This window comes from Nostoc sp., from assembly GCF_036917275.1.
Taxonomy (GTDB): Bacteria; Cyanobacteriota; Cyanobacteriia; order Cyanobacteriales; family Nostocaceae; genus Nostoc.
This window is the reverse complement of the sequence record NZ_JBALDF010000061.1, coordinates 134,841-150,251: the sequence shown is the minus strand read 5'-3', so window position 1 is coordinate 150,251 and position 15,411 is coordinate 134,841. Positions and strand designations below refer to the sequence as shown.

16 protein-coding genes and 2 pseudogenes are annotated in these 15,411 nt (G+C 44.3%); 8 read left to right on the top strand and 10 right to left on the bottom strand.

Going from position 1 to position 15,411, the window contains the following annotated elements:
• Positions 1–5 precede the first annotated feature (5 nt).
• From V7K35_RS24730 to trxA, 4 genes are all read right to left on the bottom strand, one after another.
• Positions 6–671, bottom strand: a complete 666-nt coding sequence (locus V7K35_RS24730; RefSeq protein WP_335082525.1) for a nitroreductase family protein — start codon at positions 669–671, stop codon at positions 6–8.
• A 288-nt stretch (positions 672–959) separates the two neighbouring features.
• Positions 960–2,072, bottom strand: a complete 1,113-nt coding sequence (locus V7K35_RS24725; protein WP_335082523.1) for an alkene reductase — start codon at positions 2,070–2,072, stop codon at positions 960–962.
• Between the two features lie 296 nt (positions 2,073–2,368).
• Positions 2,369–3,163 (bottom strand): SDR family NAD(P)-dependent oxidoreductase, encoded by a 795-nt coding sequence (locus V7K35_RS24720; RefSeq protein ID WP_335082521.1) that lies wholly within the window; start codon positions 3,161–3,163, stop codon positions 2,369–2,371.
• Positions 3,164–3,291: 128 nt separating this feature from the next.
• Complete coding sequence (gene trxA, locus V7K35_RS24715) at positions 3,292–3,615, bottom strand: thioredoxin (RefSeq protein ID WP_292829099.1); 324 nt, start codon at positions 3,613–3,615, stop codon at positions 3,292–3,294.
• Between the two features lie 80 nt (positions 3,616–3,695).
• Here trxA and V7K35_RS24710 point away from each other — a divergent pair, with 80 nt between their 5' ends.
• Positions 3,696–4,091, top strand: coding sequence for an ArsR/SmtB family transcription factor (locus tag V7K35_RS24710; RefSeq protein ID WP_335082518.1), 396 nt, complete (start codon positions 3,696–3,698; stop codon positions 4,089–4,091).
• Positions 4,092–4,402: 311 nt separating this feature from the next.
• Here V7K35_RS24710 and V7K35_RS24705 read toward each other — a convergent pair whose 3' ends face one another.
• The gene (locus V7K35_RS24705) at positions 4,403–5,014 is read right to left on the bottom strand and encodes a TetR/AcrR family transcriptional regulator (RefSeq protein WP_335082516.1); all 612 of its coding nucleotides are present in this window, start codon (positions 5,012–5,014) and stop codon (positions 4,403–4,405) included.
• A 77-nt stretch (positions 5,015–5,091) separates the two neighbouring features.
• Between V7K35_RS24705 and V7K35_RS24700 the strand changes: the two genes are divergently transcribed.
• From V7K35_RS24700 to V7K35_RS24690, 3 genes and pseudogenes are all read left to right on the top strand, one after another.
• Entirely contained in the window at positions 5,092–5,499 is a 408-nt protein-coding gene (locus tag V7K35_RS24700; protein WP_335082514.1) for an acyl-CoA thioesterase, read from the top strand.
• Positions 5,500–5,533: 34 nt separating this feature from the next.
• A pseudogene (locus V7K35_RS24695) lies at positions 5,534–5,929 on the top strand (glutamine synthetase); the annotation flags it as partial.
• A 711-nt stretch (positions 5,930–6,640) separates the two neighbouring features.
• Positions 6,641–6,874 (top strand): EF-hand domain-containing protein, encoded by a 234-nt coding sequence (locus V7K35_RS24690; protein ID WP_292717504.1) that lies wholly within the window; start codon positions 6,641–6,643, stop codon positions 6,872–6,874.
• A gap of 214 nt (positions 6,875–7,088) precedes the next feature.
• Here V7K35_RS24690 and V7K35_RS24685 read toward each other — a convergent pair whose 3' ends face one another.
• From V7K35_RS24685 to cobJ, 3 genes are all read right to left on the bottom strand, one after another.
• Complete coding sequence (locus tag V7K35_RS24685; protein ID WP_335082512.1) at positions 7,089–7,643, bottom strand: peptidoglycan-binding domain-containing protein; 555 nt, start codon at positions 7,641–7,643, stop codon at positions 7,089–7,091.
• A 120-nt stretch (positions 7,644–7,763) separates the two neighbouring features.
• Positions 7,764–8,255 carry a DUF4174 domain-containing protein gene (locus V7K35_RS24680; protein WP_335082510.1) on the bottom strand — a complete coding sequence of 164 codons (492 nt, stop codon included), beginning with the start codon at positions 8,253–8,255 and terminating at the stop codon, positions 7,764–7,766.
• 222 nt (positions 8,256–8,477) lie between these two features.
• The gene (gene cobJ, locus V7K35_RS24675) at positions 8,478–10,205 is read right to left on the bottom strand and encodes a precorrin-3B C(17)-methyltransferase (protein ID WP_335082508.1); all 1,728 of its coding nucleotides are present in this window, start codon (positions 10,203–10,205) and stop codon (positions 8,478–8,480) included.
• Positions 10,206–10,344: 139 nt separating this feature from the next.
• On the opposite strand from cobJ, the pseudogene V7K35_RS24670 reads away from it, so the two are divergent.
• Positions 10,345–10,526: pseudogene (locus tag V7K35_RS24670) on the top strand (hypothetical protein); the annotation flags it as partial.
• 53 nt (positions 10,527–10,579) lie between these two features.
• On the top strand, positions 10,580–10,855 hold the full coding sequence (locus V7K35_RS24665) for a hypothetical protein (protein ID WP_335082506.1): 276 nt from the start codon (positions 10,580–10,582) through the stop codon (positions 10,853–10,855).
• Here the strand turns inward: V7K35_RS24665 and V7K35_RS24660 are convergent.
• Positions 10,825–11,226 carry a hypothetical protein gene (locus V7K35_RS24660; RefSeq protein ID WP_335082504.1) on the bottom strand — a complete coding sequence of 134 codons (402 nt, stop codon included), beginning with the start codon at positions 11,224–11,226 and terminating at the stop codon, positions 10,825–10,827. The genes V7K35_RS24665 and V7K35_RS24660 overlap by 31 nt on opposite strands.
• Before the next feature lie 814 nt (positions 11,227–12,040).
• Between V7K35_RS24660 and V7K35_RS24655 the strand changes: the two genes are divergently transcribed.
• Complete coding sequence (locus V7K35_RS24655; RefSeq protein WP_334794661.1) at positions 12,041–12,244, top strand: hypothetical protein; 204 nt, start codon at positions 12,041–12,043, stop codon at positions 12,242–12,244.
• Between the two features lie 242 nt (positions 12,245–12,486).
• Here V7K35_RS24655 and V7K35_RS24650 read toward each other — a convergent pair whose 3' ends face one another.
• On the bottom strand, positions 12,487–13,989 hold the full coding sequence (locus V7K35_RS24650) for an acyl--CoA ligase (protein WP_335082502.1): 1,503 nt from the start codon (positions 13,987–13,989) through the stop codon (positions 12,487–12,489).
• A 263-nt stretch (positions 13,990–14,252) separates the two neighbouring features.
• Between V7K35_RS24650 and V7K35_RS24645 the strand changes: the two genes are divergently transcribed.
• Positions 14,253–15,395, top strand: a complete 1,143-nt coding sequence (locus V7K35_RS24645; protein WP_335082500.1) for a BMP family ABC transporter substrate-binding protein — start codon at positions 14,253–14,255, stop codon at positions 15,393–15,395.
• Positions 15,396–15,411 lie beyond the last annotated feature (16 nt).

Here is a 15,411-nt window from a genome sequence, read left to right as displayed (position 1 = left end):
GAGAACTACCCAGCATAAGGATTACCGATTCTGTCTACAGAAACGTTGGAGGAGAATGGTAAACGACCTGGATTTAAGCGTGGTTCTGCTGCATAGCCAACAGGAACAACAACAGCGATCGCTAAATCTGGATTATCCCCAGCCCCAATCACTTCCTTTACCTGATCCTCAATCCAACCGTTCATAAAACAAGTGGATAATCCCAGACTTTCTGCTGCTAATACCAAATGGGTAGCGGCAATGATGGCATCTTTGATGGCATATTCGCGTCGCTTGTCGCCTAGCGTTGCTTGAAATTGCGGGATGGCGGTTTTAAAGTAGTTTACCGTACCTTCATTCCATGCCCCAGTTTCGATTCCCTGCTTTAGAATTGGGGCCAAATTTTGTTCGCCTGCGTTCGGATCGGCTGCAAAGACAAAGGTTACAGGTGCTTGGACAATTTGCTGTTGATTAAAAGATGCTGCTGACAGTGCTGCCTTTTGCGCTTCATCTTGCACAAGAATAATTTGCCAGTCCTGGAGATTATAGCTGCTAGGTGCTGCCACGGTTAACTCTACTAGTTGCTTAAGCAGTTCTGGGGCGATGGGGTCTGTTTTAAAAGTTTTGATGGAACGGCGTTGAGCGATCGCACTGGGTACATCTAAAGGTTGGGTTTTAGTAATGGAAACCATGAGATTCTCCTGATAATTGAGTTATGAAAAGGTTTCGGATTTTACTCTGCTGAGAGTGATTAAGAGTGTTAACGAGCAGGACAATGTAATGTGTTCTTCTCTAATTGGCAATGTTAACCGGATTAGAGATGTGTTCATGGATAAATGCGCCATTGTCCCTGTCGCTTCATAGTTCACAACCAATTTACGCAATCATTTTGTTGTATCTTGGAAAAATCTCAAACTCCTCAGTTTGATTTGATACTTTAGAGTGCAGAAAGTGGGTTTTAATTATTCAGATGAGAAGAATTAGGCATTGACCGCCTGCTCGTTAGCAGCTGACCAAAATGGATAGTCTGTATATCCGTGTTCATCGCCACCATAAAAGCTTGCTTGATCTGCTTGATTTAGTGGTGCATTTAAAGCGAAGCGTCGCGGTAAATCTGGATTTGATATAAATAGTGTACCGAAAGCAACTAAATCTGCTGCCTTGTTTGCCAGTACAGCATCACCTTTTTCACGGGTATAACCACCATTGACGATGAGTGTACCTGTAAAGCGATCGCGTAGATGACTGCTGGGTACAATTGTCCCGCCATGTCTAATGTCTGCCTCTATTGCCTCAAAAATATGCAGATATGCCAAATTAAACTGGTTTAACGCTTGAGCCGCATAACCGAATGTCTCCAGGGGATTCGAGTCATGCATATCGTTATAAGTCCCACTGGGAGATAAACGGACTCCGACTCGATTAGAATCCCACACACTAGTTACCGCCTCTGTCACCTCTAACAGGAATCGGGCGCGATTCTCAATAGAACCCCCATATTTATCTGTACGCTGATTGGTGCGATCGCGGAGAAACTGATCTATTAGATAACCATTAGCTGCGTGAATTTCCACCCCATCAAACCCAGCCGCTAAAGCATTTGCTGCTCCTTGACGGTACTGTTCTACTATCTGCGGTATTTCCGAAGTTTCTAAAGCACGGGGAGTAACAAAGGGTTTTGGCCCCTTATAAGTTGAGGCTTCACCTTTAGCAGCAATGGCAGAAGGTGCCACGGGTAAAGCTCCATTCGGTTGTAAGTCAGGGTGAGAAATCCTGCCTACGTGCCATAGTTGCAGAAAAATTCTCCCTCCGTGCTGATGCACAGCATCGGTTACTAACTTCCATCCCTCCACCTGTTCTGGTGAATGAATTCCTGGTGTAGCGGGATAGCCCTGTCCTTCAGGAGTTACCTGCGTTGCTTCAGCAATAATCAGTCCGGCGGAAGCACGTTGGACGTAGTAGGTAGCATTCAGTTCGTATGGTACGTTTCCTTTACCTGCCCTGTTTCGGGTTAAGGGAGCCATTACTATCCGGTTAGGTAGTTCCAGATTCCCTAATTGGTAAGTAGAGAATAAGTTGATATCAGTAGTCATTGGTTGTATCTCCAAATTAGTGAGGATTGGGCATTGTAGAACCAGTGTGTTGCGGAGGTTCCCTCTGTTAAAGCAACTGGCGTCATTGGGGATGAGTCTTTGATACTCGCGGACGAGTCTTTGAACTCCGTTAATGAGTCTTTAAACTCCACTCCCCTGCTCCTCCCAGTCCACAGCTTTATTAGGACTTACGCAAAAAATTGCCAAAAAGCTTAATTTATCGAACCGCCAAGACGCCAAGAGCGCCGAGAATTCGTAGAGTGTGCGTAAGTCCTATTTATAACAAAGCGCATTAACTAAACAATCGACCGAATAACGCCACCATCTACCCGCAAAGCTGCACCATTAGTTGCTGAAGCTACAGGACTAGAAAGGTAAACTACGATCGCTGCTACTTCTTCATTACTTGCAAAGCGTTTAATTAGGGAAGTTGGGCGCACATTTTGGAAAAACTCAGCCTCAACTTCCGCTGGACTAATACTGCGTTCTTGTCCTAGCTGAGAAATAAAGTTCTCAACTCCTTCTGAGCGGGTTGGCCCTGGGAGGACGGAGTTTACCGTGACTCCAGTCCCGACAGTGATTTCTGCTAGACCTCTTGCAATGGCAAGCTGGGCTGTTTTAGTTGTGCCATAGTGAATCATTTCAACTGGGATCTGAATACCAGATTCGCTGGAGATAAAAATTATCCGCCCCCAGTTTTGCTCTAGCTGCTTTTGCAGATATTGCCGACTCAAACGGACTCCGCTGAGGACGTTAACCTCAAGTATCTTTAACCAGTCTTCATCAGTAATATCAAAGAAGGTTTTTGGCTCATAAATACCCACATTGTTAATGAGGATATCAACGTGAGGAACTTTTTGAAAGAGTTGCTCTACCCCTGATGCAGTGCCTACGTCAGCAACAACACCAGAAACTTTCGCATCAGGTGTACTTTGCTTAATTTTGTCAATCGCCTGGGCTACTCGTTCTTCAGACCGACCATTGACAATCACTGATGCACCTTCTTGAGCTAACCCAAGGGCGATCGCAAAACCAATACCTGCGGTTGAGCCACTCACCAGTGCGGATTTACCATGCAATTTCAAGTCCATTTCGCTCTTTCCCCATTAGTTGAAACACAATTCAAGAATTGGGAGTAGGGAGTGATTGGGCACAAGAAGCTTCTGGGGAAAGCTTACTGCAACTTCCCCTCTGTTCCCCCTACTCCCCTTAACTTAAATTAAAGATGCTGTGCTAAGGTCTTATTCAAGGTGGTTTTTGGGACTGCCCCTACGACAGTATCAACCTGCCGACCTCCTTTAAAAACCATCAGCGTCGGAATGCTGCGAATTCCATAGTGGCTGGCGACAGTAGGATTTTGATCTGTGTTCAGCTTCACAAATTTTACCTGTCCTTCATATTCAACAGCAACTTCATCGACGACTGGACCCACCATCCGGCAAGGACCGCACCACGGTGCCCAAAAGTCCACTAAGACCGGAATTTCACTTTCCAAGACTTCTTGCTTGAATGTCGCTTCTGTGACATTTGTAATGGATGACATAAATTGCCTTCCTAATTAATTCTATAATTCGATAATATCGAATAATAAAAATATATGCCACCTGATGAGATAATGCAACTATGAGATTTCTTTATCATCCAGATAAAAAAAATATTTCTTTACCAGGAGTGTTATATGCATTGGGCGATCCAGTGCGGCTAGAGATTGTGCGACTGCTGGCGACTGAGGGGGAACAATGCTGTGCCAAGTTTGATTTTGCGATCGCTAAGTCTACTATGTCCAATCACTTCAAGATTTTGCGGGAGTCGGGGATAGTCTTTACACGTAAAGAAGGGACACAGCACATTAATATCCTGCGGCGTGAAGATTTAGAGATGCTGTTTCCGGGGTTGCTGGATGCGGTGTTGAAAGCCGCTCAACCATTGCCTGTTGAACCCGCTAGTACTAAGAGAATTCCAAAAAATGAATTACTTTCGACAGTGGCGAAAAGACGGGACGTGGCAGCAAATTCATGAAAGGCTACGATTGTGGCTACGTGTAAGCCCAAATCGAGAACGATCGCCATCTTAGGCGATTATGGATCGCCAAACAGTTGAAACAGGAACGATGGTTTCAAGAGATGTCAGCTTCGAGGCAGGTAAAAAAATTTGCATGAGGTAAGCAACACATAATCGTTGATACCAAGGGGAAAGCTTATTGTTGTGGTGATACACAGCCGATAAAAGTAAGTGAGCAAGCGGGTACAAAACAAGCTCTATGAAAGCTTAATCAAATAAGCGCCTCATAATACAAAGTTGGAAAATGCCTTGATTACAGGTGGCTATACTTACCCATCATTTTCAACAATTGTCTGTAGTAGAGATGTGATCGCCCTTTCAATACGTTGCCATCCAGCCGATGAACTGAAATCAATTCCTAAGAATGTATTGCTGACTTTGGTTCGCATAACCAGATAAACAATTCCAGCAATCAAAACTGTACTGATGGCAGGAATATCTTTATCTGGGGGGAAGGAATACTTCTGCTTGAGAAATTCCAAACTCTCAATCGCCACTTGATCGCGCACTGTTGCTAACTCATGCGTTAACTCATTGCCTTGGAGTAACTCCCAACGCATAATCTCTTGCGTGATGGGTCTTTCTTGCAAGTCATACATAAAGCGTGTCAGTAACAATACCATCCAGTCAGCCAGCGATTCTGCATCGACGGCAGTTTCATCCTCAATTAATTCTTCAACTGTAATCCAATAGTTGCCTTCCTTGCCAAAAGTTTGTAGCAGCGAGGGAAGATTCTCAAAATATCGATAAATCAACACTTTATCAACTCCGGCTTCACGGGCGATCGCATTTACCCCCAGTTGCTTAAAACCTGATTCTGCCAAGAGTTTACCAACTGCTGCCAAAATTCGTGCCTTGGTTTCTTCTTTGTCTCGCGCCATGAATCGTTCTCATCTACTTGTCACCACTAAGTGACTATGATACTTTGTCACTGAGTGGTGACAAAGTATGACTAAAAATGCAAAAAATTTCCTTTGAGTTAGAGGTGTATTCCTTCCACATTGATTTTATTGGCCATGTAAACAACAGCGTCTATATTCAGTGGATGGAAATTGGACGGACAAAACTACTGGAAGCTGTTGGAATGCCAATACAGAAAATCTATCAGCAAGGGTTTGTTCCGGTTTTGGTTCAAACCAACATCACCTACAAATCACCGCTCTATTTGGGCGAACGCGTGCAGGTGTCGATATGGATCTCTGAACTGAAGAATGCCTCTGCGATTATGCAGTTTTGTTTTTATAACGAACAGAGAATACTAACAGCACAGGGATGGCAAAAAGGATTGTTTGTGGATAAACAAACGATGCGGCCAAGGCGGTTATGCCCAGAGGAACGGTCTTTGTTCTTGCCATATCTGCATTAAAGGTGGATGAAGGTGCTAAATCACTGATTAGTGCGCTAACTGGCAGATTGCTTTTCGAGAAACCGTCAGAGCGATCACTTACAACCACAACCTGATCGCTTCATTCTTACCCAAAATCTTCCCGGATGCGGCTGATAGTGGTTGTGATATCCATCTGAGCCTTTAGGATGGCGAGAAAAACCTGTTACCTAACCCACAGGGAATCTGTGGTTTTTCTGAAGTGGTATTACAATTTATTGGTGGCATTCTGCACCATCTGCCGGCAATGATGGCACTAACTACCCCAACTACTAATTCTTACCGCCGCATTCTTCCTCATAGTTGGATTGGTGCTTTTCGCTGTTAAGGATTAGATAATCGGGAGGCAGCCGTGAGAGTCCCTAGTGACCCTGGTTTGGGCTGTCCTAGCCACTTGGAATTGAATACTGTGGCTCAAGCAGAGGCGATCGCTGTAGCAATTTTACGTGAAAATGCCTTAGTTCTCTACCAATCAGCGTCCAGCATCAGTAAGTCGTAACCCTCAAGTAATGAGTTTGAAATAAAGCGTCCCTTTTCAACGAAATAAGCTGATTGCGTCAATTATAGTTCAGTTAGCGCCAAAAACCTTTAAGGACTTATGACTCAGTAGCCGGCTTCCCTTTGGTGTTTCCCTTCCTAATAATCAGCTTGGGTCTAACAATACTAGGACTTACGCACACTCTACGAATTCTCGGCGCTCTTGGCACGGCAGTTGCTTCAAGTCGGCAGAGCCGCCCAACGCACTGCCTCGTCTTGGCGGTTCGATAAATTAAGCGAAGTTGGCAATTTTTGCGTAAGTCCTAAATACCTTTGGGTGTGTAAATGTCTTCAGTCAACAAGGTATAGGTTTCGCGGATTCTCGCAGCACTGAACAGGCAGACACCAAACAAAGTGCGTCGGTTAGCAAAAACCGCAGGCATCGCGATCATTGTCTAAGCCATTACTGAAAATTAGCTGTATCTCTTGCTGTGTAAAGAATCTTAGCTCGACCGTGCCGATTGATTTTCATTGTCAGACTGTAGACCCTGTATCACAGCGTACATCTGAACTGTCTTAAGTATCCTTGCGTCTTTGTCAAGATTTTGAGATATTAAATTGAAAAATTAATTTCAGATAGAAACTTATGACAACCGAGCAAGAGCTTCAATCTCTTTTTAATACCTTAGATAGCGATCAAGACGGCAAAGTCTCCATTAATGATCTTTTTTTAAGTCCTGGCTTAAGTGCAATCATCTCATCAGAAACAAATACCACTAGTCCCCAGGAATTGCTAGTAAATTATGATTCAGACAAAGACGGTAGCATTACCTTTGAAGAGTTAAAGGAAGCAGTTGAGAAAGCAAACAATTTAAACTAGCAGTCAAAAAACAAGGGTATAAATACCCTCTTATCCTCATACCTTGTCAGGTGTGAGGGTTATTTTTCTCATTGTCATTGATAAGAAATGTCAAAAAAGTAGGATTGTTAAATAAGCCAATATGAGTATGTTCCACTCCCTGATTATTTTTAATATATAGAGAATAATAAATTTTCTTAACTCCAAACCCCTGTATAGACGCGATTAATCGCGTCTAAATTGTCAACGCCCGCCAAGTACGTTGACCAACTATTCCATCTGTTGCCAAATTCCGCTGGTTTTGAAAGGCTTTGATAGCAGTCTCTGTCAGTGCGCCAAAAATCCCATCTACTCTAACGGCATAACCGTTAGACACTAAAAGCTGTTGTAAGGCTCTCACAGCAACACCAGAGCTACCGAAATTAAGAGTAGGTAGAGGTTGGCTACTAAACTTCTGGAACCGTCCTGTAGCCTTTGCACGGACTCTACCTCCAGATTGAGAATACTTTTTAGACTCACCTAAGTTAGAAGAAGCTAGGAACTGATTCTTTTTACTGATTTTCTTAAGTATGTGTTCTTTATCCACTGCGATCGCACAGGGAGAAGCCTGGTAAATTCCATCTGTCTGGATGAATTCAGGTGGTGTGGCTTCAGCGGTTATCTCTAACTGACTCTGCTTTGACTGCTTTACGTCATTTTGCATCTGAAATAATTGCTGCTGTGGCAAATTGGTCCCAAATGCTTGTCTTATTGTTAACACGTCCATCATCATCAGGCCAATTTCAGTCATTGTAGTTCATTTTAGGGACTGACAAAAAATAAATTATCCAAAATTATTTGTCCGTTAGTAGGGGCGCAAGGCCTTGCGCCCCTACTTTGAAAGGGATAATCTTAACTACAGCAATTCTAGTTACTTTCGGCCTCGCTTTTGCATTTCTTGCTGACGCATGGGCATAGCGTCAATTTCCTTAAAAATTGCTGTCGCCTGGACTGGTGTAGTATCAGTGCGCTTAACACCACCATCTTTGCCCACCAAAATCACGCGGAAATTTTCTTTGTCAACCCCAAAGCGATCGCGCAACTTGGCAGCAGAAGACTCATCTATTGGCTGTCTGTTGGCATAGCTTTCATCTGTTGCCAAAACCTGAACAAGAACTAAATCCCGATCTGCAAAACCGCTGTTATGCTCTTGCAATAGTTGCATTTGCTGTTGATAGGTATGGTTATCAACAGACGGTGCAAAGACTAGTAGCAGGCGGTTTTTCCATTTTTGGGAACTGAGGTTAAATGAAGACATTTTGATGGCATGATTAATTGAACCTTGGGCAATATCAGCTTTACTAACTGGCGATAGGACTATACATGCTAATAGGAGGAGGGCAATTAATACTGAATTATTCATAATGGGTTGTTATTTGTTTTCTATCCTTTCAAGCTATCATTGGTTTCCCTACTTTTCCTCTATCTGTTGATGGTTTATCTTCGTATTAGGTTATGTGAGGAAGTGGGTGAGAATCACTCAAACTATAGCAGGCTGATGGTTTATCAAAATCTAGCCTGAAAACTTATCCTACCTCCTCAACAAAAGAGAAGTTTTGCCTTGTGTTTACAGCGCTTATTATGCCTACTGTTCGGTATAGCGACGCGGCGTATAAACCCAGATATTACCATCGCGGCGCTTGATGGTTCGGGTTTTTGTGGAACCAATGAGAATGATTGTCCGCATATCGGCGCTTGCTGGTGCTAACTGGTCAAGTGCGATTGCTTTCACTGTCTGTCCTGGTCTACCGAGATTCCGCGCCAAGACTACTGGTGTATCCGGTGTTCGATGTCGCAACAAAATATTTCTCGCTTCTGCCAGTTGCCAGGTACGCTCTTTGGAAACAGGATTGTAGAAAGCAATTACGAAATCAGCCTCAGCAGCAGCGGCAATTCGTTGTTCGATCGCAGACCAAGGCTTCAAGATGTCAGAAAGGGAAATAGCACAGAAGTCATGCCCAAGAGGTGCACCAATGGCTGCTGCTGCTGCCTGCATGGCGGAGATGCCTGGTGCTACATGAATGTCGATAGTGTCCCATTCGGGTTTAGCATAGCGATCGCATACTTCAAAAACTGCTGTTGCCATTGCATAGATACCTGGGTCGCCAGATGAAACTACAGCTACATATCGCCCAGACGCGGCCAAATCAAGGGCCATTTTTGCCCGTGCTTCTTCTTCGCGGTTGTCAGACTCATGCCGTTGCTTGCCATCAGCCAGAGAACCGACTAAATCTAAATAAGTTTTATAACCCACTAAATCAGTTGCCGACTTGAGTATCTCCTTCACTTCAGGAGACATCCATTGCGATCCACCAGGTCCCGTGCCAATAATCGCTAACCGTCCGCGTGGTTGACCGATGGTGTTGGGGTCAATTGGTTGAGAGGCAATGGCGATCGCTATATCGGGAGATGAGGAAGTAATGGGGGATGTGCCTGTGGCAGCGATCACAGCAGCTTGGGCGGGGCTATAACCTTGTGAAAGTAGACTTTCTAGCTGATTTGGGGTAAAGAAGCGGGCAGGTACTCCCAAGGCGCTAGCTACGGCATGGATTGCGGGATCGGCTGCGGTGGTGATGGGTGCAAATATCCCGGCGACTGATGCTCTTTCTAGTCTGGCATCAGCGAGTAGCTGCTGTACTAAAGCTACTGCATCATTAATGGTGCCACTAATTGCGATCGCGATCGTTGCTGGGTGGTAGACAAGGCAGTTGGCTCTAGGAGTGACCAAACGTTCGGTAACTTGGATAGTCAAATCTCCTTTTGGATCTATGGGCAGTTTACTATCGCTCAACCAAGGGGCTATGCCTTCTAATTTGACTTGCGCCCCAGCTAGCACATCTGAGATAAATTTCTTCGCATCGTCTGGGTTTGCTAAATGGTATCCAGGGGGAGGAGACAACAGCGTTGTGCCCAAACGGAGGTCGCCTGTGGTCGTAATTGCAGGCTTGACATCAAGCGCTTCGGCAATGCGGCGGGCCAAATCGTTTACCCCAGCAAGTCCGCCCAACAGGGGCACAACAGCACTACCATCTTCAGCCACAGCTAGCACTGGTGGTTCCTGTTGTTTATCCGAGAGGACGCCAGCTAGCGTCCTAATTAAAATGCCGGCGGCACAAATGCCAATCAGTGGCGTTCCTTGGGCGAATAACTCGCGCAATGTCTCGCCAAAATTAGTAAAGCTGACATCAACTCCCGATGTGCGACCCGCTAGACCGTATAGCGTCGCCCCTGGTAGGACAGTGATTATTTTGCGTGCTACTGTCACACTATTTTGACCTAGTACTACAATGGCGGGTGCAATGTTGCTCATCATAAGTAGATATCTTGCAAAATTTGATATCCTTCAAATGAAACCACAGATTTAGACATGTAGCGACTTCGTGCCAAGTGCGTAAGCGTAGCCGTGTAGATATCGCTTGATAATAAATAGGTAAAATCCACTTTGCGTCTACGCATACAAACAGCGCCTGAATTCTTGGGCTGTAGCACGTTTACTTCCCGATATGCAACGGTTGATTGTCGCGCGATTCCGCAGTTAGTGTGATCCAGAGGGTCATTTGCTTGTGTTAAAGCTGATACCTGACGTTGCTTTGTGGTGGTTTTTGATTGTCAACGCGAAGAAGCTGTGATTTAAACTGATGCAGAGGCGATATCTCACGACAAGCCCTTCGGGTGCGCCAGTCGCTCATGGGGAGCCACTGCGGTGGACGGGTTAAGAGGCGTAAAGGAGACAGTGCGCCCGTCTCCCAAGGGGAGACGCCAAGGGCGATGCGGTTTCCCGACTTGTACCCCTACTCTTCAGCAAGCTACGCGCGGTCTTCTCCCCTTCTTGCAAAGGGAGAAGACCGCGCTGGCTTACCGCTGTGTATCTACGCATTTGGGTCATTAGGGGTGCGATCGCATTTTCTTAAAAAAGGCGATCGCTTCTTGTTTCAATTAGCTTTACGCTCTTTGAGGACTTGATCTAGCAAATTTCTAGCAGGTTGTGCTTTAGCCAACGCTGCTTGATGGTCATTATAAGCACGAACAAGGCGAGAAAGACTGCTCACACCTGCCTTGAGTTGCTCAAGTTCTTCACCAGCAACTAGTTCCCCGTCAAGCATCCGCCCGATCAACGGTTTGATGTCGCCCACTTCCTGCCGGACTTTTTGGAGCTTTTCTAGGTTAGTCAGTAAGCTTTTGAGTGAGTTCAAGATGTCGTCAATATCCTGGACATCTTCCGCTGGTTCGGCCGAATCTTCAAGCGAATCTTCAATTGTCACTGTATCATTATCTGAAATTGTCGGCAATTCCTGTGTAGATGTTTCATTTTTAACCCCGTTTGACCGTGCCATCAACGCTTCCTCAAGGAATTTTCCTTAGTGTATCGCTTATCTCAAGTTACTAAAAATAGTATTGTTATAATTCGTTAAATTTAGTGAGTATTAATACAGTCCATAATCAGGATCACTTTCAATCGTTCAACGAATATGGAGGGTTAAATCTGCTTCTGTTGCGGAAGAATCCACAGCTTTCTTATTCAGTTATATATCGTTTTTATCAGAAGTATTTCTATTTATTATGATAGGCAGAAAGAACTCCTATTTTCTTTTTTAAAAAACTCAGTACAATTTTAAGATACTTCTTGAATGTTGCCTATTACCTACTTACGCAAGTAAGTTTAGAGGGAGCATCCGAATTTGGCAAAAATAAAAGAAGAAAGATTATTCGCGAGTTTACATCGCGAATAATCTGGGGATTCAATCTTGTGGTTCTTCTGACTCTTGCTCAGAAGCAGAACTAATGTTTAGCAGATAATCATCACAGGGATAAATTATTCTTTGTAGTTCGTCCCAAAGGGAACGTCTGTACTCCTGGGTCAAAGTTATACATCTAGGAGGAGCGCTCAGTCACCGCTTCTCTACGAGACGCTGCGCGAACGCTAGGCAAGTCATGGCGAGCAAATCCCTATAGCTTGGTCATTTTACTTTATCTTTCTTTACATCAACTGATGACACGCCCTAGATGCACAAATAATTTTTAACTAAGTTAAATTATGTTACATACTTAAATTTGTATCCTGAACATGCTTAATAATTTATTTTTAGTATTTGATAATAAAAATCAAGTACTATCGGAAAACTTTTAAAAATTACCAGGAGTAACTCAATGCTGATCTCAAATTTAAAGACTGAAAATATGTTTGTGGAATTACTTGATCATGAAGAGGAATCTATATCGGGAGGAGCAATTAGTATTACAGCCGATAAACTTAACTTATCATTCACAAATCTAGGTTTAAACATAGACGGTCTTAAAATTTTCATTAAAGCAGGAGCTATTCAGTTAAGGGGAATAAAAATAGGTGCCTAGAAGATAAAAGGAAAGTGAGCATCCCAATTTTGCACAAATAAAAGAATCCTTATATTATTTGTGAGTTTCCATCGCGAATAATATAGGGATTCAATCTTGTGGTTCTTCCTCGTCTTGCTCAGATCCAATTGAAATAGGGTTGCCTTGTAGCCCATCAAGAAGACAATATCTTCTGGTATGCATACAATAAGCGTCCATTGACCGAAGCTAGTCGTAGATGTAACAAATGATTGCTCATCTCACTACTGCCCGATGTTAAGCAATTTTGCCATAGCCAACCGTTGCAGTTTCCCGGTAGCACCACGAGGTAGTTGATCCAAAATGTGAACTTGCTTGGGAACTTTGAAATCTGCCAGCATGGTTGAACAGTGGGCTAAAAGTTCTTTTTCGCCAGCTTCTGCCTTAAGGACAACAGCGGCGTGGATATCTTCTCCTAAAGATTTGTGGGGGACGGCAAAGGCCAAGGCTTCGGCAACAGCGGGATGGCGTAGCAAGATATCATCCACTTCTAAGGGAGAAATTTTTTCCCCACCCCGGTTAATCAATTCTTTAATGCGTCCAGTCAAGCGGAGGTAGCCGTCTGCATCCAGTGTGCCCTGATCCCCTGTGCGGAACCAACCGTTTACAAAAGCTGTGGCGTTAGCTTCTGGGTTGTTTTCGTAACCATCTATGACATTAGGTGCTTTTACCACCACCTCACCCAAGCTTCCTTGAGATAGCAGATTGCCTTCAGAGTCCATAATGCCGACTTCCACACCGAAGCCATAACCTACAGTACCTGGTTTGCGAACTTTTGGCGGTAGAGGGTTGGTGGTCATTAAGTGAGATGCTTCAGTCATGCTGTAAGATTCCACCACGGGAGCATTAAGAGTTGCCTCTAGTTGTTCAATGATAATTGGGGGCAAAGAAGCGCTACTAGAGCGAATGAAACGAAAGCGATTAGCTTTGACAATTTCTGTGTTGCGGGTAGCGCGGACCAAAATTGTCTGGTGCATGGTTGGCGCTGCGGAGTACCAGCTAGGTTTGTAGGTATCTACCAGTTTCCAAAACTCTAGGGCATTAAAACCATTGGGACAAATTAGTGTACCGCCCGATGCTAGGGTTGCCAGCAAACAGCCTACCAATCCGTGAATGTGGAATAGGGGCATTAGGCAAAGTGTAGTGTCATCTGCTGTGAGTGAGTAAGCAGTAATGATGTTGCCGGCTGAGGCGATTAAGTTGCGATGACGAATCGGCACACGCTTGGGACGACTGGTAGTGCCGCTAGTATGGAGAATCATCGCCAGATCATCAGCGTTGGGGGCTGCGGGATTCGAGGATTCTGCGGGTTCTGAGCCTGTTTTGACTAATTCAAAGCTCAATGTGCCGTCAGTGTTTACCTTGGCATTAATCAGGATCATATCGGGTGTGACGGCGGCAATGGCTGCTTCTGGCCCATCAGACAACATAATCAGTGCTTTTGCCTGGGTATCTTCGTAGTAGAAGGTAAATTCTTCTTGCTTATATTTGGGATTCAAGGGTGCAGCAGTGCCACACAGGGCGGCAGCCAAAAAGGTAATAGCCATTGGTGAACCGTTAGTCATGGCAATGGCAATGCGTTCTCTCCCTTTCAATCCAAAGCTGTTGAGTTGTGATACCAGTCCAACAACATTCTCGCGCAATTGCTTATAGGTTAGCGATCGCCCCCCAGGTGTAACTAAGGCTAAATGTTTGTCTTCCCCTGCTAAAAGCTCAAATAAGTTCATTAAAAACCTCCAGTAAACTGCATCCCCTTGTTGGGAGTTATTAGTAAAAGGGACTGGGCATTGGGAAAGAAACTCTTTCCTTGTCCCCCTTAATCTTCCTTGTCCACATTCCCCATGCCCAATGCCCAATTCAACCATTATTTGCTTTCTTTTGTCAGTAAGTTGTTGGCAAAAAACAAGAGCTAAAATTAACTAAATAGAGTATCTGTCGTTACTAGAAATCAGAAAAATCTTTTTCAGCAACTAAACCCCATCGATAAAATATGGATCGTCGGAATTTTCTAAAGTATGTCACTTTAGCAGGATCTAGTTTTGCCTTAACGAGTTGTGTTCAAGGTAAAAATTCCAAATCGCCGGGTGAGGTGTCTCCCTCAGCGTCGCCTGTGGCGGTAAATGAACCTCTGAAAGTGGGATTTGTTTATATGGGCCCTGTGGGTGATTTTGGCTGGACTTATGCCCATGATTTAGGCCGCAGAGACATGGAAGCCAATCTTCAAGATAAGGTAAAAACTACCTTTGTCGAAAATGTCAACGAAGATGCTGACGCCCAAAGGGTGATTCGCCAATTAGCATTAGATGGTAACAAGTTGATTTTTACAACTTCCTTCGGGTACATGAACCCAACAATTAAAGTTGCCAAGGACTTTGGTAATATTGTCTTTGAACACTGTGCGGGATACAAACGTGCTACTAATGTCGGCACTTATCTGGGACGCTTTGAAGAACCGCGTTACTTAACCGGCATGATTGCTGGCAAAATGACAAAATCGAATGTAGTTGGTTTTGTTGGCGCATACCCAATTCCAGAAGTAATTCGGGGAATCAGTGCATTCACTCAAGGAGTGCGGTTAACAAATCCCCAAGCAAAAGTTAAGATACTTTGGGTACAAAGTTGGTACAATCCAGCTAAAGAAAGAGAAGTGGCTCAAGCTTTGGTCAATTTAGGTGCGGATGTACTAACGCAGCATACTGACTCTAGTGCCGTTATCCAATTGGCTGAGGAAAAAGGCATTTATGCTTTTGGCTACAACACTGATATGAGTAAGTTTGGTCAAAAAGCCCACCTGACATCAGCTATTAACAAATGGGGCAAATTCTATACAGATAAAGCCTTGGCTGTAATGAGTAATACTTGGAAGTCGCAAGAAGTTTGGGATGGCATTGGTGAAGGGATGGTGGATATTTCCCCAATGAATCAGGCGATTCCGGCGGATGTGCAAGAATTGGTGAATGCAAAGCGCGATGAGTTTATTCAGGGTACTGCACATCCTTTTGATGGCCCGGTGAAAGACCAAAAAGGTGTGGTGCGAGTCCCAACTGGTAAGGTGTTGGATGATCAGGGACAACTGGCGATGGATTGGTATGTTGAGGGAATTGAAGGGTCAATTCCTAAGGGGAAATTATAGTAAGCAATTCAAAATT